The sequence below is a fragment of the Nocardia sp. NBC_01499 genome (assembly GCF_045040275.1).
Classification (GTDB): domain Bacteria; phylum Actinomycetota; class Actinomycetes; order Mycobacteriales; family Mycobacteriaceae; genus Nocardia.
Window position 1 is genome coordinate 1,130,464 of record NZ_CP109426.1, and the last position, 23,079, is coordinate 1,153,542.

A 23,079-nucleotide genomic window follows, 5' to 3' on the forward strand; every position below is an offset into this window, starting at 1 on the left:
CGATGACGAGGTATTCGCGTGGGCGGTGATGCCGGTCGCTCCCGGCGCGATCCGCTCATTGCCGGGGAGATCGGCGTCGACGTGGTACGGCGGAGACGGTGACGTGTCGCTCCCAACACACGCCAATCGCCGCGGTTCCACGTCGTGGAGGCCGATCGATCCGTGGTGTAGGAGACCGACTTGCGGACGATCGGTATGGCGGTAACGCTGCTCGCCGATTCCGGCAACTGATAGGTGTGACTGATTTGATGAGGGATCGGGGCTCGCCACCCGAGACCGAAGAGCACCTCTGCGGGCGCACCGCGGAGTTCGAGCAGCTGTACCGGGCGCATATCGGCCTGGTGCTGTCCTACTTCGCGCGCAGAACCACCGACCCGCAGACGGCCGCGGATCTGACTGCCGACACTTTTGTCGAGGCCATCACCTCGTTCGTGTCGTTCGATCCCCATCGCGGGACGGCGCGGGCCTGGTTGCTCACGATTGCCCGGCGCGTGTACGCGCGCCACTGTGAGAGCACGACACGCAACCGGAACACCTTGGCGCGGTTGAGAGGTCATCGACAGATCGATACCGACGAAGCCACCGAGCTGCTCACTCGGATCGATGCCGAAAGTTCGGGGCGGGAGCTGATGGCCGCGTTGGCGGCGCTGCCCGCACTCGATCGCAACGCTATCGAGCTGGTCGACATTGCCGGCCTGGCGCCTAAGGAAGCCGCTGTCGCACTGGGGGTTTCGTCCGGCACATTGCGGGTTCGACTATTCCGGGCACGCACCAGGCTGCGGAAGCAGACCGGCCACCACACCATGAACACGAAAGGATCGATGTGATGAGCAAGTTCGAGGATCGCCTACTCGGTGATCTCATCGATGCACACGGCCCCGAACTGGCGGTCGCTGCCCGGTCGGCGCCGCGGCAATTCCCGCGTCGCGCGGTGGGCATCGCCGTCGCGGCGGTGGTACTCGCCGCAGCGAGCACCGTCGCAATCGACATGATGGGGGAAAGCCCACAGGCATTCGCCGTGGTCCGCAACGACGACGGGTCGGTCACGGTATCGATCTCGGACATGCGTGCGATCGATGCGACCAATGCGAAGCTGACCGACATGGGCATTCGGGCGAAGGTCTTGCCCATGCGAAAAGAGTGCCCAGAATTGGACGAGAGCACCCTACTGCCCGCCGCACAGCAAATCGCCTCGCATTTCACCCTGCCCGAAAGCCATCCCGACGGATCAGTCACGTTGCAGTCCAGCGCCGCCCCGCCGGGGTACCTCATGCTGTTGGGCCTCGCGGGGATGCCGGGCGGGAAAGGCATCGGATTGTCGTTCACCGCTCCAGTACGCACTCCAGGGCCCGATTGCCTGTATCTGCCAGGAACGTTGGAACCGATCCGCTGATCACAGCCACCCTCGGCTGCCCGAGCAGCAACGCGGGACAGACTCACGAACGTCCTGCATTACCGCACATAGCGCATTGGGCAGGCATCCAAATCTGTTGCTCGACACGGCTTCTCAACGCGGTGATGTCGATTATGTGATGGTCGGCCCGATGTCGGTGTCCGCCGATATTTCGGCGCACCTCTATGACGAGGCGGTCACGGCATTCGGCGTCGAAATCCTTGTCGCGCTTGTCAATCTCATCGGCCAATACGTCAACGATTCGGCGCTGTCGACCTGCTTCCAGGTACCAGTCCTGACACAGCACGGCGCCGCCTGAAACCGACATCACGCAATGCACCCGGAAAGGGAAAGATCATGCCGTTGATCAACATCTGCCTACGCTCGTCGAGATCGTTGAGCGTCGACCGGCGGCGCAGCGGCTCTGCATCAGCGAGAGCCGGGTCGTCGTCGTAGCGGCGTTCCGGCGAGTTCGGCGGCGCGATCGACACCGGCGGCGGAATCATCGACCGGACATTCGGCATGCCCTCGACCAGATCCGACAGATGCGGCAACCGGTCCTTGCGCTCCCGCAGCGGCTCCATCAACAGGCGGCCCTGCTCGCTCACCTTCCGAGCGGCCCCTGCACGGCCTCGGTCATCGCCGCAGCGAGATCGGCGTAGGAAGATCACCGATATCGTCGGCAAACCGGGTCTCGATGAGAATGCCATCGGCATTCACGGTCACGCCGATCCGCTTCTGACACGCGGTGAGCCGAGCACGATCTTGCTGGATTTTCGAAAGACCCCACATTTGCTCCGACAATGCTTCCATCATCATCGCGGCATCGGCCTGCAGCCGTTAGTTCACCACCGGGGCCTCCACATCGCAGGTCGAGCCGTACCGCAACGCTGCACATTTGCTACTGCCCGGGTTTCTGCTGGTGACGAGCGGACCGAGACTTCTCGTTTTCCTCGAAACATTCGCCGTGTCCCGCAGGTTTGTCGCATTCTGACCGGGTACGTCGGCGAGCCGGGACAGGCTCTTGAAAGAATTATCCCGGCCCTACTATATATCCCTTGTCCCCTTGTCGAATTTCTAGCCGATCCGGTCGTCACCCATGTTTCACCCTCGCCGTTGATAGAATTCACCGGGCCGTCCGTGAGCTTTTGAGTTGGTCGATGATATCGTCGAACATCGCTGCCGCCGAACGCAGTCCGTCCGGATTAATGTCGATCGGTTGTTCCACTATTCTTCCCTGTCCATAACCGACGACCCGGAATGCATTACCCTCGCATTACGTCCTGTTCGCACACTCGACTGATATGCTTCTCGTCGAAGCGAAACCAATTTCGGCGGACACTCGCCGCAAGTGGCAGGAGAAGAGACCGCATGAGACCGATGACATCTACACCCCGCCGAGGGCACCGCACGTCGGCGCAGGCGCTCGGCTCGGTCGGTGCAGCCGGTCCGGACTGCGGCACCCGCCTTCGGACATGCACCGGAGACCAGACCAATCCAGTTCCCTGAACTCTGCGATTCCGGCACGTCCATGTCAGCCTCACATTTGAGTTGACCTTCAATAAAATGACATGACTGAGAGTAAAACAGAGCTTATGGCAGACGCCAATCGACTGCAGCGCGCCTACCGGTCCCCGGTGCGCGAGGAGGCCGCCCGCCGCACCAGGGACATCGTGGTGCAGGCGGCAATGCAGGTGTTCGCGGAACGCGGGTATGGCGGCGCCACCATCGATCAGATCGCGACCTGCGCCGGCGTCTCCCGCCCGACCGTCTTCGCCGCAGGCAACAAGGCCCAGCTGTTCGCGCTCGCGCGCCAGTACGCGGCCACCGACGGCCATCTGACCGCGCCGGACGACGACACGATCGCGATCGATTCGACGGTGGCCGACATCCTCACGATCACCGACCCTCGGCGCCTCCTCGAACAGTTCGCCGCACACACGGCAGCCCAGATGCAGCGAGTGCGGCCGTTGCAGGTCGTCCTCGAGCAGGCCGCCGGCACCGACCCCGATCTGGCGGAACTGCTGAAATCAACGCAGCAGCAGCTGCTGGAGACGGCCGGTAGCGTCGTCGCCGCCATTGCCGCGGCGGGATCGTTGCGGCACGGCAGCTCCCCCGCCGCCACCACCGACGTGCTGTGGTTACAACTCCAGTACACGAACTACCAGCACCTGGTCGATGAGCGCGGCTGGAGTCACCGGGATTTCGAACGGTGGCATGCCGCCACGATGATCGCCACCCTGCTCGAACCGAAAAGTAAATAGATTGATTTGACTTCAAGTCGATCAGAATATTGCGGGCGACGCCAATCGCCGCGAAACTTGCCCGGCGTGCATCTGATCCGGTGGCGCACATATGCCCCTAGCGCCAGGCCTTACGCCAACGCGGACGGGCAGCCATAACTTTCCGCCGCGCCTACTGCTCCGGCCATGGTCAGTAGGGCGCCTTGCATAGCGGCGGCCCGAGGTGAGACGAGGAACCGGATGGCCTCCGCGACCTCGACCGGGCCACCACCGCCCACCGGCACACCGTGCGGGTATCCCGGATCCCGTTTCGCTCGGTGCTCCTGAGCCGAAGAGAACGTATGGCCGGGATCCACGAAATTGACCCGCACCCCCTTCGGCCCGTACTCCGCCGCCCACAACCTGGTCAACATGATCAACGCCGCTTTCGCGGCCTGCACCTGGCCACTATCCCCCGCCAAGGCGCCGAAACCGCCAACGTTGACGATCGCTCCCCGGCCACGCTCGGCCATGAGCGGCGCGAACGCGCCCGTCAAGACCAAGGGCGCCTTCACATTCCGGTTGAACACCATGTCGAAGACGTCCTCGGTCGACCCATAATCTGCTTCACCGGCATTGTTGACCAACACCTCCACTGGAGCACCGGCCACCACCCCGACCGTTTCCGCGATCAACCGACGCATCGCCGCGGCATCACCCAGATCGACTACCAGATCTACCGCCCGGCCCCCGGCCCACTCGATCAATTTGCGCGTCTCCTCCGCACCGGCACCATCGCGGCCACAGACCACGATCGAATACCCGTCCTCAGCCAGCCGCAACGCCGCCTCCCGCCCGGCACCCCCCGTCGAACCAGCGACCACCGCCCACGAACCCCGCCACCGAACGTCCTCCACGATGCCTTCACTCATCTGATGTCATCTCCCTCTTGCTGCAACTCCATGGTGGTTCTGACCGTCGACTCCAGCGGCACCAGCGCCGATGGCCGACCGAGCCGTCTTGCGATGAGGCGTCGATTGATTGGGCCTACAACGCCGGCGGCGACTCAGGCGAAGGCGGCATGGGCGGGCTCGGTGGTGGGCAGTCGTTGCGCGCGGTAGGCGAGGACGATCATGACCGCAGGGAAGAGCAGATCGCAGACCAGAACCCCACCGGTGTTCCCTGGCGCGTGATCGCCATTGGCGAACCATTGGTAGACGTGGCCGATCAGCGCGCCCCACAAGAACATTCCGGCACCGAGGCCGATCGTGATGCGCTCACGAGCAGAGGCCGAGACGGCACGGAAGCCCATGACAGCCAGCCCGAGGTTGGCGAACGCGATCTCGAACTGGAACGGGGTGGAGTTGAAGCCGATCGCCGTGGCCATCACCTCCGGCACCGTGAGGAATGTGAAGGTCATCCACAGACTGCCGAACCCGAGCGCGACAACGGCCCACCACCGTTGCCAGGTTTCCAAAGCGGCTGCGCGAGAAGGACTGTGCCGGGTGGCAACGAGTGCGCCGGCGACCGCGATCAGCGGCCAGATCAAGGGGACTGAGGTCTGGGCGAGGTAAGCCATGTCGTTCATACCTCAAGTCTTGCATGGTTAATATTAACTACGCAAGACTTCCGGACCTTGGATGTGCGCCTTCCGCAGTTCGAACCCAGGCTGGATGCGCGCCGACTCTTCGACCGGGCGCGGGCCGGACAGCTCGGCGTCCGGGACCAGGCGCTCGAACAGCCCGCAGAACAGGGCCGTTCCGTCGAGGCAGAGCAGCTCTACACCATGCGAAATCCACTGGAGACCGACTCGACACCCTGGCCCGCACAGGTTAGGCAGCCTTCAACAAAGCGTGGAAGACCCGCGTGATGCAGGTAGCCCCTTTGTCGAGTTGCAGCAATGCGCCCAACGACGCAGACGGACTGAAGGGTGGACTGCCCGCTGCGATACGGCCGTCTCACAGACCCCCCGGGCCGACATACTCGGCGAATTCCACACTGGGCCTTCAGTTCCCATATTGGCATTACTCACAGTAAGATGATTTTGCCAAGAGCCAACCGGCACTCGACGGCCGTCAACGAGCGACGGCGCGGCCGAATTCCGCTGATGGAGAACACCTTTCAAGCAGGACCGTCGTCTACGACTCAGGCCAGCCTGAGTCTTGACTAGTTAATATTAACTGTGAAACATTGAGAGTGTGAACAGCATGTCTTACCTCGCCCAGACCTCAGTCCCTTTGTTCTGGCCGCTGGTCGCGGTCATCGGTGCACTTGTTGCCACCCGGCACAGTCCGTCTCGCCAAGCCGCGCTGGAAACCTGGCAGCGGTGGTGGGCCGTGGTCGCCTTGGGCTGCGGCAGCCTCTGGATGACGATCACGTTCCTGACCGTCCCCAAGGTGATGGCGACCGCGATCGGCTTCGACTCGACCCCGTTCCAGTTCGAGATCGCGTTCGCCAACCTCGGACTCGCCATCATGGGCTTTCGCGCCGTCTCCGCCACTGCACGTGAACGCATCACCATCGGCCTCGGTGCCGGAATGTTCTTGTGGGGCGCGCTGATCGGCCATGTCTATCAGTGGTTCGCTCACGGCGACCACGCTCCCGGGAACACCGGCGGCGTCCTGGTCTGCGACCTGCTGTTCCCCGCGGTCATGATCGTTCTCGCCTACCGCGCGCAACGACTGTCCACCACCGGACAGCCCGGAACCCCAACTCTGTTGCCCAGCAACATGAGCGACCCTTCGCACGAGGTCGGAAGCAGGCAGGCATGAACACAGCAGTCGCAATCGGCGGCGGCATAGGCCCCGACCTCGGACAGGGCACGGCCCAGGCACTCGAGGACGCGGCGACGCTAGGCGCTCTCGCCACCACCGAGCCCACCATCGAATCCCTGATAGCCGACTACGACCTGGCACGCCGCGACCGGACCCAGCAATTCGCCCGATCCGAGGTGGGCAACTGATGCGCGCGGTCCTCATGCTGTTCGACAGTCTCAACCGCCGGTTCCTGCCGCCCTACGGCGCCGACTGGGTACACGCCCCCAACTTCACCCGCCTCGCCGCACACACCGTGCGATTCGACAACAGCTACGGCGGCTCGATGCCATGCATGCCCGCCCGCCGCGAAATGCACACCGCCCGCCACAACTTCCTGCACCGCTCCTGGGGCCCCTTGGAACCCTTCGACGACTCCGTGCCCGAAATGCTCTCCGCCGCAGGCATTTACCCGCACCTGGTCACCGACCACCCGCACTACTGGGAAGACGGCGGAGCGACCTACCACAGCCGATTCCGCACCTTCGAGTTCTTCCGCGGACAGGAAGGCGACGCATGGAAGGGACAGGTCGCCGATCCCCCGCAACCGCAAAGCCCGCGCCGGGTCCGCAACCAGCTGTGGCGCCAGGATCTGGTGAACCGGCAGCACCTGACCGAACCGGCCGATCACCCGCAGATCCGGACGGTGCACGCCGGCCTCGAGTTCATCCGCGCCAATCACGCCGAGGACGCGTGGTTCCTGCAGATCGAGTGCTTCGACCCACACGAACCGTACTTCTCCCACCGCGACCACCAGCGCCACTATCCCGCACTAGACGCGCCGAACGAGTCTCCGGCGTGGCCCGACTACAAGCGGGTGGACGAAGATCCGGAAACCGTGCAACGCACGCGGGCCGAGTACGCCGCACTCCTGACAATGTGCGACGCGTCGCTCGGCCGCGTCCTCGACGTCTTCGACGAGCTGAACCTCTGGGACGACACGCTGCTGATCGTGTGCACCGACCACGGGTTCCTGCTCGGCGAGCACGGCTGGTGGGGCAAGAACGCACAGCCCTGGTACGACGAGAACATCCACACGCCACTGTTCGTCTGGGATCCGATTGCCCGGACGAAAGCAGGCACCTGCCGGGAACTGGTCCAGACCATCGACTTCGGCCCCACGCTGCTGGACTTCTTCGGCCTGCGGCCCACCGTGGACATGGAAGGCCGGTCCCTGCTGCCGCTGCTGCGCAATCCGGCACGGGGCAGGCACCGCGTTGGGGCGATGTTCGGCAGCTTCGGCGGGCACGTCAACGTCACCGACGGACGGTATGTGTACATGCGGGCCCCGGCCGCACCAGGCAACGCGCCGCTGTTCGAGCACACCCTGATGCCAACGCACATGGCATCCCGTTTCACCCCGGCCGAATTGGAGAACGCGCGGCTGGTCGACCCGCTCCCGTTCACCAAGAACGTCCCGGTGCTGCGCGTACCCGGGTTCGCCGTCGGCGACCCGTTCGCCTTCGGCACTGTCCTGTTCGACCTGGCCAGCGACCCCGACCAGGAAAACCCGATCATCGACGACGACCTCGAACTGCGGATGATCACCCTGCTGCTCGTACTGATGCGTGCGAACGACGCACCGGACTCGCAGTTCACCCGCCTCGGCCTGCCCCGCGAGGGACCCGCCGATGTCAGGCACCTGCTGGCCCGGACTCAGCTGCCGGCCTACCGGGAAGCCGTTGCGCCGCTACCGGTTCCGGCGGAATTCGGCACCGGGCGGCCGGGAGTGAACACGCCGATCACCGAACTCCTCGCCACTGCGGACACCCACGCGATCGTCGAGGCCGCGCTCGGGCCCGCGATCGCCCGCATCGCCGAGCAGACCGGGTCGGTCACCCTCCTCGACCTCGCCGACTTCACCCCGGTGCTGACCAGGCGAACCCTGCACCAGCTCGATCGGGCACTGGCCGAAAGCAGGCCGGTCCCCCGCCACTCTCAGTGAGGTACACCGTGACAGACACCGTCATACCGACGACCCTGACACCTACCACCGGCACCCCGTCCCCGACAACCGCCGGCGGCACCCCGGTGATCATCCCGGGCCGTTGGCGCAAACTCGCCCTCGTCGCAGCTCCGCTCTGGGCCGACAACAACGAATCCAGCGTGCTCAGCACCCTCGCCCCGGTCATCGTCCAGGCGGTCGCGGCACCCGCGGCCGCCGTCGGCTACCTGACCTCCACCGGAAAGTTCATCAGCATCGTCTGCGGGCCGCTGTGGGCCTGGGTGGCGCGCAGGACCAACCGCAAGATCGCCTTCGCCGTCGCCTCCGGCCTCGCCGGAATCGCTACCGCCGCAACCGGTCTCGCACAGAGCTACACCCAGCTCATCGTCCTGTACGGACTGTCGGCCGTGTTCATCGCCGCGGCACTGCCGATCGCCAGCGAAATCACCGCCGACCTGTTCGACGATGCCGCGCGCGGCCGCGCCAACGGTTACACCTGGGGCGCGATCTCGCTGCTCGGCTCGGTGCTCGGACCGCTGATCGGGCAGTTGTCCCGCGTTCCCGACGGGTGGCGCTACGGATTCTTCGCCTGGGGTGCCATCACCGTTGTCACCGCCGTATTGCTTGCCGTGTTCTTCACCGACCCCGCCGTCGGCGCCAGCGAAACCACGGTGCCACAGCGGGCCGAGAACGACCGGATCACCTGGGCCAAGGTGCGGCAGATGCTCCAGATCCCCACCTTCGTCCTCATGCTGATCCAACGGCTCATCTCCGGTCACCTGCTGATCGCGAGCTTCGGCATCGTCTTCCTCGTACACACCTACGGCTTCACCACCGCCGTCGCGTCCATCGTCACCCTGCCCTTCGGCATCGGGTACCTGCTCGGCACCTTCGGCGGCAGCCTGGCCACCGACTTCCTCCAAAGTCGGCTGCCAAGGATCGGACGCATCATCGTCCTGCAGTTCGCCCAGCTCGGCTTCGGTGTCGTCGCCGTGGTTGGCACCCAACACAATTGGGGCGGCATCGAGGTTTTCGCCGGATTCTGGGCGGTCCTCGGCTTCATGCAGGGCCTCAACCCCGGCGTGAACCGGCCCATCGTGGCCGCCGTCGTACCGCCCGAAATGCGCGGCGCCGCCTTCGCACTGCTGCTGTCGGTGTTCGAAGCCCTCGCCTACGCACTGTTCAACCTCGCCGCCGGACTACTCACCGACGTGATCGGCCTACGCGGCGTAATGCTCTGGATCCCAGGCATTCTCATGCTCGTCAACGCCGCCTTCTGCACCATTCTCTATCGCACCTACCCCCGCGACGTCGAACGACAACGCACCCTCCTGGCCGAGCGAACCCGAACCGAGGCGACCGGATGAACCCCGCCCGGCACCCGATCGACCAGGCACACCTACCCGGCGGAACATTCGCGATGGGCGATCCGCACCACGACGGATTCCACGCCGACGGGGAAACACCGGTGCACACCGTGGAACTCTCACCGTTCACGATCGACACCACCACCGTCACCAATGCCGCATTCACGACATTCGTCGAACAGACCGGACACGAAACCGACGCGGAAAGGGTTGGATCTTCCGCCGTGTTCCACCTCGTGCTGGCAGCCGACGAGGCAGACCTCATCGGCCGCGCCACGCGTACGTCCTGGTGGATCGAGGTAAAGGGAGCGAACTGGCGGCACCCACAGGGACGGCATTCCAACATCGACGACCGCGGCGACCACCCCGTCGTACAGGTCTCCTGGCACGACGCCATCGCCTACTGCGACTGGGCCGACCGGCGCCTCCCGACCGAAGCCGAGTGGGAATTCGCCGCGCGCGGTGGCCTGCCCGCGGCCCGTTATCCATGGGGTGACGAAGCGCCGGATACCGGCGGCCGATGGCGCGCGAACATCTGGCAGGGCACCTTCCCAACCACCATCCAGGACAACGAATTCCGCACCACCGCACCCGTGCGCACGTACCAACCCAACGGATACGGACTCTGGCAAACAGCCGGAAACGTCTGGGAATGGTGCGCCGACCACTTCTCCCCCAACACCTACACCCACGACGCCGCGGCAGGAACGGTATGCGATCCACAAGGCCCCGCAACCGGACATTCACGAGTCCTACGCGGCGGCTCATACCTCTGCCACGACAGCTACTGCACCAGATACCGCTCCGCCGCCCGATCCTCGAACACCCCGGACTCCACCATGGGCAACGCCGGCTTCCGCACCGCCGCTACCTCACCACTTCGAGTCGAGGGCGGACACAGCGGCAGGGTCTGTCCAGGTAACGGTGTAACTCGGGTTGATTGAACTATTTTCGGCCGGCGGTGAGTCGGCCTTCGAAGGTGATGTCGAAGGCGTTGAGCGCGGCTTTCCATCGGGTGATCCATCGTTTCTGGCCCTCGCCGGTGGGATCGAGGGCCATGACCGCGAGGTAGACGCATTTGAGGGCGGCTTGCTCGTTGGGGAAATGGCCGCGAGCACGGACCGCGCGGCGGATACGAGCGTTGACCGACTCGATCGCATTCGTGGAACAGATGACCCGTCGGATCTCGGTGTCGAAGGCCAGGAACGGAGTGAACTCGGCCCACGAGGTTTCCCAAAGCCGCACGATAGCAGGATATTTCGTGCCCCAGGCCTCGGCGAACTCGTAGAACCGTTCCAACGCCGCGGCTTCGGTCGCGGCGGTGTAGACCGGTTTCAAGGCTTTGGCGATCACGGCCCAGTCCTGGCGCCCGGCATAGGAGAACGACGCGCGCAGCAGGTGCACGATGCAGGTCTGAACGACCGCGGCCGGCCAGGTCTGCCCGATCGCTTCGGGTAGTCCTTTGAGCCCGTCGCAGACGAGCATGCAGACGTCCTCGACACCACGGTTTTTCAGCTCGGTCAGGATCTGCAACCAGAACTTCGCGCCTTCACCGCCGTCACCGGCCCAGAGCCCGAGGATCTCGCGGCCGCCCTCGACCGTGACGGCCAACGCGAGGTAGATCGGCCGGTTGGCGACCTTCCCGTCGCGGATCTTGACATGGATCGCGTCCAGGAAGATCACCGGATAAACCCGGTCCAGGGGCCGGTTCTGCCATTCGGTCATGCCGTCGATGACCTTGTCGGTGATGGTCGAGATCGTCTGCTTGGACACCTCGGCGCCGTAGACCTCGCGCAGATGCGCCGAGATCTCGCCATGAGTCAGGCCCTTGGCCGAGAGCGACAACACCATGTTCTCCACCCCGTTCAACCGGCGCTGGCGTTTACGCACGATCTGCGGCTCGAAACTGGCGTCGCGGTCACGCGGGACATCGATCTCGACCGGACCGACATCGGTCACGACCGTCTTCGAGCGGGTTCCGTTGCGGGAGTTCGGTGTTCCACGACCCGCCGGATCGCCGTGGTCATAGCCGAGGTGATCGGTGATCTCCCCGTCCAGAGCGGACTCGACCACCATCTTGGTCAGCTGCCCCAACAGACCGTCTTCGCCGGTCAACTGCAGCCCGCTCGCGCGGGCCTGGGCCACGAGCCGGCCCACCAGCTCGGCATCCACCACCGACGACTTCGCTTTCCTGGGTCTGGCCACCGAATCAGTATCGACCACATCGACCGCCACCACATCAGAGTTCATGTGCCACTCCTTGTTTCGGAGTTACACCGTTGTTTGTACAGTCCCCAGCGGCACGGCTTCGATACGGTCCCCCGCCGAATCCGATAGCTACAGCGCGAATTGCTGCGGGTGAGATTCGAGTGGGACCGACGTGAAGCGCCGCGCTCGCGGTTCAGGCTTCGGGCGCGCCGAAGAGGTCGAGTGTCGAGGAGTAGAGCAGCGGCAGCAGGGTCGGCAGGCGTGCGGGGCCGAGGGTTTGCAGGCAGTGGCGGACGCGGTCGTCGATGCCGCCGATGATGAAGTCGAAGGTCTCGTCGGGTCGGGTGGGGAGTGTGGGTTGCTGTTGGCGGGCGAGGTGGTGGGCTCGGCGCATTCGGTCGGCAAGGATCGCTTGAACCTGAGCCCGCTGTTCGGCGAGTTCGCGGCCGGCGACGAGTGTTTCGACGTGTAGCGCTTGCGCGATGGCGGGGTTGTCGGCGAGCGCGGTCAGGTACAGCTCGAGGGAGTCGTGCACGAGGGTGCGCCAGTGGCGGGTGTCCAGTGCTGCTGCGCGCGTGCGGAGTTCGGTGTCGAGTGCGGCGACGAAGTAGTCGCAGGCTGCACGGAAACAGTCTTGCTTGTTGGTGAAGAACTCATAGAAGGTCCGCCGGGAAACTCCCGCGGCGGCAACAATCGCGGCGACCGAGGTGCCGTGGTAGCCGTGGGTCGCGATCTGTTCGAAAGCCGCGCGGTGAATTCGTTCCCGTTGCGACGTGACGACGGTGTCGCGGGCGAGTTTGTGCCGGCCCGGAGGTAGCCGGGTGGCCGAATCAGCGTTGCGCGCAATCATCGATGGCAGCGTATCCGAGATCGGCCGGTAGCTCGTGGCCGCACCTATTGCGTGCTGAGGTTATGAGGGATACAGTCCACCATTGTTTAGGTACGACAGTGTTTCCGTTGCGTTGGATCCACGCCGCGATTCGGTGTGATCAGGACAAATCCGAGGCCACGAGCCTGCGGAGCGAAGGCCGAAGCCGAGGCTTCGACAGGACGGAGACGGCACCCGCGATTGACCTGTACGACGTGTATCGGATTTTCGTCCGCTCGAGTGACTGAACCGAAAGTGCTGCGAACGAGCCGACGGCTCTAGATAAAGGTTGCCGATGTCCGACTGCCACTTACTGACTTCCAATGCCATCACGCTGCGACAGTTCGATTACTTTGTGAGCACGGTACAACTCGGCTCACTCTCGGCCGCGGCAAGGCGATTCGGAATAACACCGTCGGCGATGTCGCAACAGATCGACGCACTGGAGTCCACCCTCGGCCAGAAGGTGTTCGATCCACGGTCACGCCGGTCGAGACTCACCAAGTTCGGTCGGGAGTTCTTCGCCCAGGCCGCCATTGTCGTCGAATCCGCCCACCAAGCAATCGCCATGGGACAAACCTTCGGCGAAGGCATGCTGACCATCGGCACCACCCCGACCATCGCCCAGAAACTGCTGCCACCCCTCATCTACCGCTTGCGCCACCAACAACAGCTGGACAACGTCGAGGTCCGGGCGTTCAACGACCTACGCCAGCTCAACGCGGCGTTGCAAGAGGGCGCACTCGATCTCGCCGTCGGTCCGCTCGAGGAGTCCAGCTCGCGGGTGGTGCACCGCCTTGGCGACGAAGAACTCGTCGTCGTCTGCCATCCCAGCCAGCGCAGTAGCTTCGACGGCTCGTGGAAACAACTGGTCCAGGCGCCGTGGATCCGCTGCGGCTCGAATTCCGACCTCACCGATATCGTTTCGCGCGAGGCAGGCCGGGCGGGTGCGCATGCGCGGTTCGCCGTCCGCGCACCCGACGTCACCACCGCATTGAACCTCGTCGAGCACGGCGTCGGTGTCGCACTGGTACCGAAAATGGCGCTACACGGATCAGCCAGGCTGCTGTCCATCATTCGACTGTCCCATCCGATTCGCCGGGAACTGACAGTGCACGCCCGTGACAAGTCGTTCCATGTCGAAAAGTTCCTCGAGGTCATCACCGACTCAGACCTCGTCCGAAAGTTCGCGGCCTCAGGTCTCCTGGCGATCCGGCGCCCCGAACCCCTCAGTGGCTGAGCGTTTGCGCGGATCCATCGACTCGAGACGCTCGCGAACGCGCGGGTCGCGGCAGACGCGGAGCTGGCTAGTCGGCCTCGCCGAGCCGGGCAGCCCCGACGCCGCCCTCGCACGGCTAACGAAGTGACCGGTCCGTAGCTATCCGATCGCGAAAAGCTAACGCAAACGATCGTTGTCGTTTAATCTGGCGTCGTGGATCGTTGAACCAGCAAGTTCGGCTGTGGCGGAAGGACTGGGGGACCTCAGTGGTCGATTTCGCGGAGCGATTGAACAAACTGTTCGCCACCGTGCATCCGCCGGGACGACCACCGCACACGAATGCCGAGGTCGCCGAGGCGCTGACGACGGCGGGGCATCCGCTGTCCAAACCCTATCTCTCCCAACTGCGCTCGGGCCGACGCAGCAAACCGTCCGCCGAGACCGCCGCGGCGCTGGCGAAGTTCTTCAAGGTGAAACCGGACTACTTCACCGACGACGTCTACGCCGCCAAAATCGACCACGACCTGGCACTGCTTGCCCAAGTGCAGGGCTACAAGCTGCGCCGCCTGTCCAGCCGCGCCTTCGACCTGTCCGAAGAGTCGCAGAACCTGCTCACCGCCATGGCCGAAAAGCTGCGCGCCAGCGAGGGCCTGCCGCAGATACCGCCCGACCCCGTCGACTGACAAACCCGGTTGCGGTCACCCGCCGAGCGAGTCGCTAGTCACTGAAATGCGACGACCCGAAGGGTCAGGTCATCCCTGAGAGGTGGCGGCTGAAGGTCAGATCGGGAGGGGGAAGACGTCCCCGTCGCGGGCGATACTGAGCCGGCCCGGATAGTTTCGGCCGATGTGGTCGGCCCAACGCGGATCGTCCGGTGGTGCGCCGTAGTAGTGGCTGAGCACCAGATGTTTCGCCCCGGCCGCGGCGGCCACCGCACCCACATCCTCGGCGCTGGTGTGCGAAGCCCGGCTGTAGTCGTCCTCATGCTCGAGAATGGCCTCGTGCACGAGAATGTCGGTGCCGGAAGCCAATTCGATGAGATTGTCGGATTTCACGGTGTCGCCGGAGAAGGTCACCGACCCGCCGCCTGCCAGATCGAACCGGAAGGCGAACGACGGATACACGTTGTAATGCGGTACCAGCGTCGCGGTAACGGTCACCGACTCATCGCGGTACACGGGAAACGGCGACATCCGCGGCGCGGTGTCGGTGAAATCCGAGCCGGGCGGGACCGCGATCTCGTTGGCCCGGATCAGCTGCCGGATATCGCCCTGGTGCATTGATCGGATGTGCACGTTCACCCCGTAGGCGTAGCCGGCGAGGATGTGGTCGGTAAGGGCGGCCAACCCGGGTTCGCCGCCGAGGTCGACACCGGCCACACCGCCGACGACCGGCGCGGCCGGATCGGGACCGGGCTGCAGACCACCCGCCGATCCGGGCCCGTACACCTGCAACGGCCGCTCGCTCGTCCCGTTCCACCAGTAGCCGAGCAGAAAACTCGGATAGTCGACGATATGGTCGACATGCAGATGCGTGACGAACATCGCTCGTAGCCGGTGGATGTCGAGCCCGGCATGCTCGAACCGCGGCACCGTGCCCCGTCCGCAGTCGACCACATAGATCTGCGCTTCGGCGCCTTCGCCGATCTTCAGCGCGGTACTGAATCCGGCCCGATCGCCGATCGGCGGCCCGGCGGCGGTACCGAGGGTGATCAGTGAATTGGCGGGGGCAGCACCGGATACCGTCCGGGCGGGCGCAGCGGCGGCAACAGGGCTGCCCGCTGCGGCCAGGCCAGCCGAACCGACGACCGCCGCGGCCACGCTCATCAGCGACCGGCGGGAGACGAGATCATGATCGTGACACATGAGGCGACAACCTAGCCGCAGATCCACAGCGCGGGAAGATAAACGGTCATCGCGATTCTGCGGAGACGAAAGAGTCGACCGCGCGTGCACATGTCGAATACCTCACTGCCGCTAGGTTGTTGGCGCCTCGCGGCGGTAAAGGTCGGTGACGACCGAGATGTCGGCATCCGCGTGACGAGACGCCGCTACCTCATAGAGGTGCCGCACCACCTCGGCCGACGGCAACTCGACACCGGCGCCGCGCGCTATTTCCAGCGCCAAGCCAGCGTCCTTCGCACCGAGCGCGGCAGTCCACCACCCGTCAGGTGAACCGGTCAGCACATTGTCGAACCGGTTGTGCAAGCCGGGAGCCACGACCGGACTCGCACCGAGCAGCTCCCGCAATTGATCATCGGCGAGACCGCCCGACCGGCCGACGGCGAATGCCTCGGCCAACGCGACGACTCCCGAAAGCAGCAAGAGATTGGTCGTCAGCTTGGCGGTGAGCGCCTGCGCTGCCGTGTCGTAACGCCGAACCGTCTCCGACAGCGACGAGATCATCGGACCGACGCCGTCCACACGGTCAGCCGCACCGCCGACGAGCAACACCGCCTGCCCGGCACTCACCGCGGCCGGACCACCGAGCATCGGCATGGCGACGAATCGCGGAAAGACCTGGGCCAGCTCGCCACTGAGCGCGGGCGACACCGACGAACAGTCGACATAGCTCGACGCCGAATCCAACGAGCCCCGCAGCTCCCCCAGCGCCACCGCCCTGACCGCCGCGTCGTCGGCCACCATGGTGACAGCCACACCGACGCCGTCCACCGCCTCGGCGACGCTGCGCACCTCCCGCGCGCCCGCGGACACCAGCTGCCCAGCCTTACCCATCGTCCGATTCCACACCCGCACCTGGTGCCCGCCGTCGAGCAGACGCCCCGCGATCGCCTGCCCCATCCGTCCCATGCCCAAGACAGCGATATCCATACCGGCCTCCTCGGTTCACGTTTTCGTGGCGACATGTCATCGCCGTCAGCGACACCCGCTGTACCTACCTTCGCGCATCTCGATCGGGTAAGTCATTGCCGCTGACCAAATAGTGGCGATTCCCGGCTGACGATCTGAACCTCGCGCACGCGATCGGTAGGCTTTCCGGGATGCGGATCGGCGAGCTGTCCAAGCGCACGGGCGTGAGTCCGCGCTCACTGCGGTACTACGAAGAGCAGGGCCTGCTGACCAGCTCGCGCTCGGACGCCGGGCAGCGTCACTACTCCGACACCGCGGTCGAGCGCGTATCGCTCATCCAACAGCTGTTCGACGCGGGTCTGTCCAGCCGGGTGATCACGACCGTGCTGCCGTGCGTGGACACCCCCGGTGATTCGGGCGAGGTCGAGCTGGCGTTCGCGACGATGACGCGCGAGCGCGACCGGATCGACGCCGACATCGCGCACCTGATCGAGACCCGAGATGCGCTCGACGTGCTGATCAGGGCCAACAGCCGGCACCGGGCGGAGCTGTCCGCGGCCGCGGAACCGGTGGCACGATCGGCCTGATGCTGTGACCCGCGGCTCAGCCGCTTGCCCCTGACATCGGTGTGAGGGGTGAGGATGGCGACAGAGCCCGGAACCACCGGGGTCGGTCATTCGAGAGGCGGCGGAAGATGGGGCAGGCGTTGGGTTTTGGCAGGTATGGCGGGCCCGGGGTGCAGGAGTTCTTCGATCGTCCCGATCCCGTCCCCGGTCGCGGCGAGGTGCTGATCCGGGTCGACGTCGCCGGCGTGAATCCCCTTGACCACCTGCTGCGTTCGGGTTTGGTCCCCGGACTCGACGGCGGACGTCCATTTCCCCGCGTGCTCGGCATGGAGGCAGCAGGAACCGTGCTCGCCCTCGGCGAGGAGGTCGACGGGCTCGCGGTCGATGACGCGGTGTTCGGCTTCGCGCTCACCGGCGGCGGCACCTACGCCGAGACGACGGTGCTATCTGCACCGAACACCGCCCGCATCCCCGCCGGTCTGTCCGCGACCGTGGCGGCAACACTGCCGCTGGCCGGGACGACCGCGGTAGACGCGCTCGACCAACTCGGCCTCCCGGCCGGTGCCACGATCCTGGTCAACGGGGTCGGTGGCGGAGTCGGCCTCGCGGTCGCTCGGCTGGCCATCGGACGCGAACTACGTGTGATCGGCACCGGGAGTACCGCCAAGCGAGAGCATGCCGAGGCCATCGGGGTGTACTTCATCGACTACGCCACCGGAGATGTCGGCACCGCGGCACGCGAGCTGGTTCCGAACGGCTTCGACGGGATCGTCGACTTGGTCGGCGGCGCCTCGCTGCGGACGGTCGCCGCGCTCGCCCGGGATCCCCGCAACGTCATCGCCGTCGGTGATATGTCGGTGACCGATATCGGTGGGCGTTTCATCGAGCGTCGCCTCGACCGCGAGAACCTCGAGCGGTCCGCCAGGCTGGCCCTCGACGGACTCCTCGCACCCGTGATCACCGCGGTCCACCCGCTCTCCGACGCCCCGGCCGCCCTCGCCACCGTCGAGAACGGTCACCCGTCGGGCAAGATTGTCATCAAGATGGCATGAGAAGTGCTCTCCTGGACGGGATTACCGCTCACTGGGGGTAGTGGAGGAGCCGATAGTGGTCCTCGCCGAGGGCGGCCAGGCGGTGGGCGTCGCGGGTTCTCGGCTTGGCGGTGAAGACGACCATCTTGAGGTCGCCGTCGGGCACTGTGAGCGCGTTCGCGTCCAGCGTGATCTGCCCGACCGCGGGATGGTGTGTCACTCCGGTGGTACCAATGAATTTCGCGGCGGAGGCGCCGTGCCACAGTTCGTCGAATCCGCCGTGCGCGGCCCGCAATTCAGCGGTGAGTTTCGCCAGATTCTCATCGTGCGGATAGCGATTCGCCGCGTCGCGCAGATCGGCGACCAACGCGGCCTTGAAGTTCATTTCCTGCGCGTCGGATGCCCAGTCGAAATTGGCCGGTTCCATGAAGAATCGCCAGGCCATATTGCGCTGGCGCATGTTCGACGCCGGCTCGCCGAAAACGCGAACGCCGAGTGCGTTGTAGGACAACAAAGTCCAGCCCGCGTCGTAGACGGCGACCGGCACGTCCGAGAGCCGTTCGAGCAGTAGCCGGGTGGCCGCGCCGATGGTGCGGTGCACGTCTCCCGGCGCGGCAATCGCATGCCCCGACAATGCGGACAATTGTTCGTATTCGGCCTGCGAAAGACGCAGCGAGCGGGCCAGCGCATTGACCACCGACGCCGACGGATGACTCCGCCCCTGCTCCAGGCGTTTGATGTAATCCTCTGAAACTCCGGCCAATTCGGCGAGCTCCTCGCGCCGCAATCCTGGCGTGCGCCGAGCACCCGGCGCTGATGGCAGGCCGAGATCCGCGGGCGAGACGCGATTGCGGTACTCGCGTAGCACTGTGCCGAGGCCGCGAGAGCTCATATCCATAGTCTGACGGTAAATGCCGTGCACCGCCTGATGACTCGGCGTCCCCCTGGGTGGGACAACTCGGCCCTGGTTGGTGGTTGCCGCTCGGAACACGCTGGTATCGGAAACCAGACGTAAAACGCACCCAGCGAGGACAAACCATGACACCGAGCATCCCGCTGACCGGGAGAACCGCACTGATCACCGGCTCCACCGCCGGCATCGGCCGGGCTGCGGCGCTGCTGCTTGCCGAAGCCGGTGCCGAGGTGATCGTCACCGGCCGCGACATCAGCCGCGGCAACGACACGGTCGCCACGATCACCCGCGCCGGTGGCCGAGCCCGCTTCCTGGCCGCCGACCTCACCGACCTTGCCTCGCTGCGGGCACTGGCCGAGGCGGCGGGCGCGGTCGACGTGCTGGTCAACAATGCTGCCGTACAACCGCTTTCACCGGCCGTGTCCCAGGATATCGATGGCTTCGACGCCGCGATCGCGGTCAATCTGCGCGCCCCGTATTTCCTCACCGCGGCGATCGCCCCGGCAATGCTTGCCCGCGGCTCGGGCAGCATCGTCAATATCAGCTCGATGACGGCAACCACCGCGATGGCCGGGTTCTCCGTCTACACCGCGACCAAGGCCGCGATGGAGGCGTTGACCCGCACCTGGGCCGCCGAGTTCAGTCCGTCCGGCGTCCGGGTCAACGCCGTGTCCCCCGGCCCGACCCGCACCGAGGCGGTGCTTACGGCGGTGGCCGAAGCGCTCGGCGCGGGTGGCGAGGCGCAGCTCGGCGAACTCACCCTGCTCGGTCGCATGGCCGAACCACGCGAGATCGCTGAGGTGATCTTGTTCCTGGCCGAGGACCGGTCGAGCTATCTCACCGGCGCCGTGCTCGCGGCCGATGCGGGCCGCACCGCCGCCTGACCACAACCGACTTCATCCATTTCCAGGAGAGAACCCATGTCCACCAACACAATCCACACCGTCTCCCCCGCGGCGATCGGCCCGGTCGAACTGACGGTCGCCGAATACGGTTCCGGACAACCATTTCTGCTGTTGCACGGCGGGGCCGGCCCGCAGTCGGTGAGCGCGTTCGCCGAACTGTTCGCTACAAGCTATGCCGTGCGGGTCTTGGTCCCGCTCCATCCGGGCTTCGGCGGCACTGCCAGGCCCGAAAACCTCGACAGCATAGCCGGTCTCGCCGCGCTGTACGACGCGTTGCTCGAGCAGCTCGAGCTGTCCGACGTCACCGTGATCGGCAACTCGGTCGGTGGCTGGATCACCGCCGAGCTCGCGTTGCTGAAGAACCCGCGGGTCAGTGGCATCGTGCTCATCGACGCCGTCGGCATCGAGGTGCCGGGACACCCGGTCGCCGACTTCTTCGCGCTGACCATGGACGAGGTCTTCACCCGCAGCTTTCACAACCCCGACCCGTTCCGCATCGACCCGGCCACGCTACCCCCGGCGGCGCAAGCCATCGCCGCGAGCAATCGAGTCGCGCTCGCCGTTTACGCGGGGACCTCGATGACCGATCCCGAACTCGCCGAACACCTTGCGGGCCTGGAGATCCCGACCCTGGTGCTGTGGGGCGAGGCGGACGGCATCGTCGATACCGGTTACGGCCGCGCCTACGCCACCGCCATCCCCATGGCGCGATTCCAGCTGCTGCCTGACACCGGTCACCTGCCCCAGCTCGAGACACCCCACCAGGTCTTGTATGCCATCTGGCACAGCGCGGAGACCGACTTCTCCGTCTTCGCACGCTGATTCGCCGCCCTCTTCCCCCGACCCGAAACCGACGCCGTGTACTTCGCCGGTGACACCCTGCTGATTCCCGAACTCACCGAGATCCCCGAACGCCTCGGCCACATCTCGCTGGCGCTGTTGCCCACCAACGGATTACACGTCCGGCCGCCAACAACATGCAGGTCGTCATGAACGCCGAGGAAGCCGCCGAGCTGACCGCCCGCTCGCACCCGAACTCGCCATACCGCACCACTACGCCTTCACCAAAGGCTGGCTCGGCGATCGGCTGATCACCAGCAGCGACCGCGACCCGCGCAACTACCTGATGGCCGAAGCATTCCGAGCCAAGTTCCCATCGAGTAACCCCACGCGTGACCGAACGATGAAAGCGACACGTCAGGAGCGTGAGTAGCATTGCCAGACAACACTATTAAGACACGATGCGCGCGTCTGCAGGCGGCCGCGTCGTTCGGTTCGAAGCTGGCGGCAACGGTGACGGCGTACGCACTGATCGGGCTGTGGACCGCGACCTCCGGCCACGCCGCCCCGGTCCCCGATGCACAAGTGGCCGTTGGTGTCCCGGGATTCATCGGCGCCGCGGTCACTGCGGCGCCGCTATCCCCCAAGCCCGATGCCGACCCGTGGATCAGCACCATGCACGGCGACACCGATAACGCCAACACCAGCAACCATCCGGGGCCGCTCGGCACCAATCCCCGGATACGCAGCGCCACCGGCCAGATCGGTCAGTTCCTCTGGCATCGCGACGGGAGATTGACCAGCGGCTACCTCGACGTCGCCGACATGAGTAGCGGACTCGCGGCCGTCGACCCCGCGACGATGGGAGTACTCGCGCAGTGGTTTCCGCCGCCCGGCGAGCAACTGAATGCGGTGTACATGTCCCTCGACGCCGACGACGCGGTACTGGTCAACTCCAAACAGGGCCATATCTACCGTGTCCGGCGCACCGACCCGCCGGTCGGCCCCACCTTCACCATGCTGCGCGATCTCGACGTGCGCGCCGAACTTCAACCCGGAGAACAACTTCTGAACAGCGCCTACGACAGCTACGGCAATATCTGGTTCACCACCGGAGCCATCCCTCAGGTCGACGCGAACACCCCGACCACGGCCACCATCGGCTACGTGACTCCCGACGACCGCGTCCACACCATCCACCTGGCCGACCAGACCGAGGAGAAAGGGATCACCGTCCACGGCGCCACCGCCTATCTGCTCACGGCGCCCGCCGGAGCAACCGACCACCCGGGTGCCGTCGGCACGCTGTCCGCGCTGCGGGCCGGGCCGCAAGGTCCGAATACGTTGTGGCAGGAGCGATTCGATGCCGGTAGCGGCATCGCACCTGGCGGCTTCGCCCGTGGCTCGGGCACCACGCCCACCGTGCTCGGCGACCGCTACGTCGGCATCGTCGACAATGCCGACCGGCAGGTCCATCTCTTGATCTACCGTCAGGACAGCGGGGCGTTGATCTGCCGAGTACCGCTCTTCACCGAAGGTGCCAGCTACACCGATATCGGCGCCATCGGGTACGAGGAGAACGACCGCGACAGCCTCGTGGTCCTCAACGGCTACCACGGCCCACCGCTCGGGGTGAACCCCACCGCACACGATTCGGCCGCATCCGTGCTCGCCGGAATCAACAACGGCTACAACAATATGAACGGCATGTCCCCCGGCGTCACCCGCATCGACGTCGCCGACGGCGCGTGCTCGCTGGCCTGGCAGACACCCGAACGCATCAAGTCCGTCCCCGTGCTCTCCACCCGCACCGGACTCGTCTACGGATACACCCAGGACCCGGACGCCGCGGCAGCCGGACTGTACGTCTGGTACTTCGAGGCCATCGACTTCCGCACCGGCCGAGTGGCGTGGAAGATCCGCGCGGGCGTCGGCGGCACCTACAACGACACCTATCGTCCCGGCAGCCTCGGCCCTGACGGCACCTTCTACCAGAGCGTCACGCTCGGTGTCGTCGCGCTGGCGGACGCGCCGTGAGA

The 23,079-nt window shown here is 65.5% G+C and carries 25 protein-coding genes; 17 read left to right on the forward strand and 8 right to left on the reverse strand.

Going from position 1 to position 23,079, the window contains the following annotated elements:
- Positions 1-248: 248 nt before the first annotated feature.
- From OG203_RS05105 to OG203_RS05115, 3 genes are all read left to right on the forward strand, one after another.
- A complete protein-coding gene (locus OG203_RS05105; RefSeq protein WP_405164497.1) occupies positions 249-827 on the forward strand; it encodes an RNA polymerase sigma factor in 579 nt (192 codons plus the stop codon).
- Positions 827-1,393 (forward strand): hypothetical protein, encoded by a 567-nt coding sequence (locus tag OG203_RS05110; RefSeq protein WP_405164498.1) that lies wholly within the window; start codon positions 827-829, stop codon positions 1,391-1,393. The genes OG203_RS05105 and OG203_RS05110 overlap by 1 nt, the downstream gene beginning before the upstream one ends.
- Before the next feature lie 151 nt (positions 1,394-1,544).
- Entirely contained in the window at positions 1,545-1,712 is a 168-nt protein-coding gene (locus OG203_RS05115; protein WP_405164499.1) for a hypothetical protein, read from the forward strand.
- Positions 1,713-2,029: 317 nt separating this feature from the next.
- Here the strand turns inward: OG203_RS05115 and OG203_RS05120 are convergent, their stop codons facing one another.
- On the reverse strand, positions 2,030-2,212 hold the full coding sequence (locus OG203_RS05120) for a hypothetical protein (protein ID WP_405164500.1): 183 nt from the start codon (positions 2,210-2,212) through the stop codon (positions 2,030-2,032).
- A 776-nt stretch (positions 2,213-2,988) separates the two neighbouring features.
- On the opposite strand from OG203_RS05120, the gene OG203_RS05125 reads away from it, so the two are divergent.
- Positions 2,989-3,657 carry a TetR/AcrR family transcriptional regulator gene (locus OG203_RS05125; RefSeq protein WP_405164501.1) on the forward strand — a complete coding sequence of 223 codons (669 nt, stop codon included), beginning with the start codon at positions 2,989-2,991 and terminating at the stop codon, positions 3,655-3,657.
- A gap of 110 nt (positions 3,658-3,767) precedes the next feature.
- Here the strand turns inward: OG203_RS05125 and OG203_RS05130 are convergent, their stop codons facing one another.
- Both OG203_RS05130 and OG203_RS05135 read right to left on the reverse strand, forming a co-directional pair.
- Complete coding sequence (locus OG203_RS05130) at positions 3,768-4,547, reverse strand: SDR family NAD(P)-dependent oxidoreductase (protein WP_405164502.1); 780 nt, start codon at positions 4,545-4,547, stop codon at positions 3,768-3,770.
- A gap of 134 nt (positions 4,548-4,681) precedes the next feature.
- The gene (locus OG203_RS05135) at positions 4,682-5,203 is read right to left on the reverse strand and encodes a DUF6790 family protein (protein ID WP_405164503.1); all 522 of its coding nucleotides are present in this window, start codon (positions 5,201-5,203) and stop codon (positions 4,682-4,684) included.
- Positions 5,204-5,822: 619 nt separating this feature from the next.
- On the opposite strand from OG203_RS05135, the gene OG203_RS05140 reads away from it, so the two are divergent.
- From OG203_RS05140 to OG203_RS05160, 5 genes are read left to right on the forward strand one after another with little or no spacing between them, the layout of a single operon-like run.
- Entirely contained in the window at positions 5,823-6,386 is a 564-nt protein-coding gene (locus OG203_RS05140) for a DUF6790 family protein (protein ID WP_405167772.1), read from the forward strand.
- Positions 6,383-6,577, forward strand: coding sequence for a hypothetical protein (locus OG203_RS05145; RefSeq protein ID WP_405164504.1), 195 nt, complete (start codon positions 6,383-6,385; stop codon positions 6,575-6,577). The genes OG203_RS05140 and OG203_RS05145 overlap by 4 nt, the downstream gene beginning before the upstream one ends.
- Entirely contained in the window at positions 6,577-8,373 is a 1,797-nt protein-coding gene (locus OG203_RS05150) for a sulfatase (RefSeq protein ID WP_405164505.1), read from the forward strand. The genes OG203_RS05145 and OG203_RS05150 overlap by 1 nt, the downstream gene beginning before the upstream one ends.
- Positions 8,374-8,381: 8 nt before the next feature.
- Positions 8,382-9,740, forward strand: coding sequence for an MFS transporter (locus tag OG203_RS05155; RefSeq protein ID WP_405164506.1), 1,359 nt, complete (start codon positions 8,382-8,384; stop codon positions 9,738-9,740).
- Positions 9,737-10,684 (forward strand): formylglycine-generating enzyme family protein, encoded by a 948-nt coding sequence (locus OG203_RS05160; protein WP_405164507.1) that lies wholly within the window; start codon positions 9,737-9,739, stop codon positions 10,682-10,684. The genes OG203_RS05155 and OG203_RS05160 overlap by 4 nt, the downstream gene beginning before the upstream one ends.
- Position 10,685: 1 nt before the next feature.
- Here OG203_RS05160 and OG203_RS05165 read toward each other — a convergent pair whose 3' ends face one another.
- Together OG203_RS05165 and OG203_RS05170 are read right to left on the reverse strand one after the other, a co-directional pair.
- Positions 10,686-11,990 carry an IS256 family transposase gene (locus tag OG203_RS05165; protein WP_405163326.1) on the reverse strand — a complete coding sequence of 435 codons (1,305 nt, stop codon included), beginning with the start codon at positions 11,988-11,990 and terminating at the stop codon, positions 10,686-10,688.
- A gap of 151 nt (positions 11,991-12,141) precedes the next feature.
- Entirely contained in the window at positions 12,142-12,798 is a 657-nt protein-coding gene (locus OG203_RS05170) for a TetR/AcrR family transcriptional regulator (RefSeq protein ID WP_405164508.1), read from the reverse strand.
- A gap of 313 nt (positions 12,799-13,111) precedes the next feature.
- On the opposite strand from OG203_RS05170, the gene OG203_RS05175 reads away from it, so the two are divergent.
- Both OG203_RS05175 and OG203_RS05180 read left to right on the forward strand, forming a co-directional pair.
- The gene (locus tag OG203_RS05175; protein WP_405164509.1) at positions 13,112-14,056 is read left to right on the forward strand and encodes a LysR family transcriptional regulator; all 945 of its coding nucleotides are present in this window, start codon (positions 13,112-13,114) and stop codon (positions 14,054-14,056) included.
- A 245-nt stretch (positions 14,057-14,301) separates the two neighbouring features.
- A complete protein-coding gene (locus OG203_RS05180) occupies positions 14,302-14,718 on the forward strand; it encodes a helix-turn-helix domain-containing protein (RefSeq protein WP_405167773.1) in 417 nt (138 codons plus the stop codon).
- A 96-nt stretch (positions 14,719-14,814) separates the two neighbouring features.
- On the opposite strand, the gene OG203_RS05185 is transcribed toward OG203_RS05180, so the two are convergent.
- A complete protein-coding gene (locus OG203_RS05185) occupies positions 14,815-15,900 on the reverse strand; it encodes an MBL fold metallo-hydrolase (RefSeq protein WP_405164510.1) in 1,086 nt (361 codons plus the stop codon).
- A gap of 111 nt (positions 15,901-16,011) precedes the next feature.
- Entirely contained in the window at positions 16,012-16,866 is an 855-nt protein-coding gene (locus OG203_RS05190; protein WP_405164511.1) for an NAD(P)-dependent oxidoreductase, read from the reverse strand.
- Between the two features lie 170 nt (positions 16,867-17,036).
- Between OG203_RS05190 and OG203_RS05195 the strand changes: the two genes are divergently transcribed.
- Positions 17,037-17,432 (forward strand): MerR family transcriptional regulator, encoded by a 396-nt coding sequence (locus OG203_RS05195; RefSeq protein WP_405164512.1) that lies wholly within the window; start codon positions 17,037-17,039, stop codon positions 17,430-17,432.
- A 107-nt stretch (positions 17,433-17,539) separates the two neighbouring features.
- Entirely contained in the window at positions 17,540-18,463 is a 924-nt protein-coding gene (locus OG203_RS05200) for an NADP-dependent oxidoreductase (RefSeq protein WP_405164513.1), read from the forward strand.
- A gap of 28 nt (positions 18,464-18,491) precedes the next feature.
- Here the strand turns inward: OG203_RS05200 and OG203_RS05205 are convergent, their stop codons facing one another.
- Positions 18,492-19,334, reverse strand: a complete 843-nt coding sequence (locus OG203_RS05205; RefSeq protein ID WP_405164514.1) for a helix-turn-helix domain-containing protein — start codon at positions 19,332-19,334, stop codon at positions 18,492-18,494.
- Positions 19,335-19,480: 146 nt separating this feature from the next.
- On the opposite strand from OG203_RS05205, the gene OG203_RS05210 reads away from it, so the two are divergent.
- From OG203_RS05210 to OG203_RS05225, 4 genes are all read left to right on the forward strand, one after another.
- On the forward strand, positions 19,481-20,239 hold the full coding sequence (locus OG203_RS05210; protein WP_405164515.1) for an SDR family NAD(P)-dependent oxidoreductase: 759 nt from the start codon (positions 19,481-19,483) through the stop codon (positions 20,237-20,239).
- Positions 20,240-20,275: 36 nt separating this feature from the next.
- The gene (locus tag OG203_RS05215; RefSeq protein WP_405164516.1) at positions 20,276-21,082 is read left to right on the forward strand and encodes an alpha/beta fold hydrolase; all 807 of its coding nucleotides are present in this window, start codon (positions 20,276-20,278) and stop codon (positions 21,080-21,082) included.
- A gap of 36 nt (positions 21,083-21,118) precedes the next feature.
- On the forward strand, positions 21,119-21,253 hold the full coding sequence (locus OG203_RS05220) for a hypothetical protein (protein WP_405164517.1): 135 nt from the start codon (positions 21,119-21,121) through the stop codon (positions 21,251-21,253).
- A gap of 300 nt (positions 21,254-21,553) precedes the next feature.
- On the forward strand, positions 21,554-23,077 hold the full coding sequence (locus OG203_RS05225; RefSeq protein ID WP_405164518.1) for a hypothetical protein: 1,524 nt from the start codon (positions 21,554-21,556) through the stop codon (positions 23,075-23,077).
- Positions 23,078-23,079 lie beyond the last annotated feature (2 nt).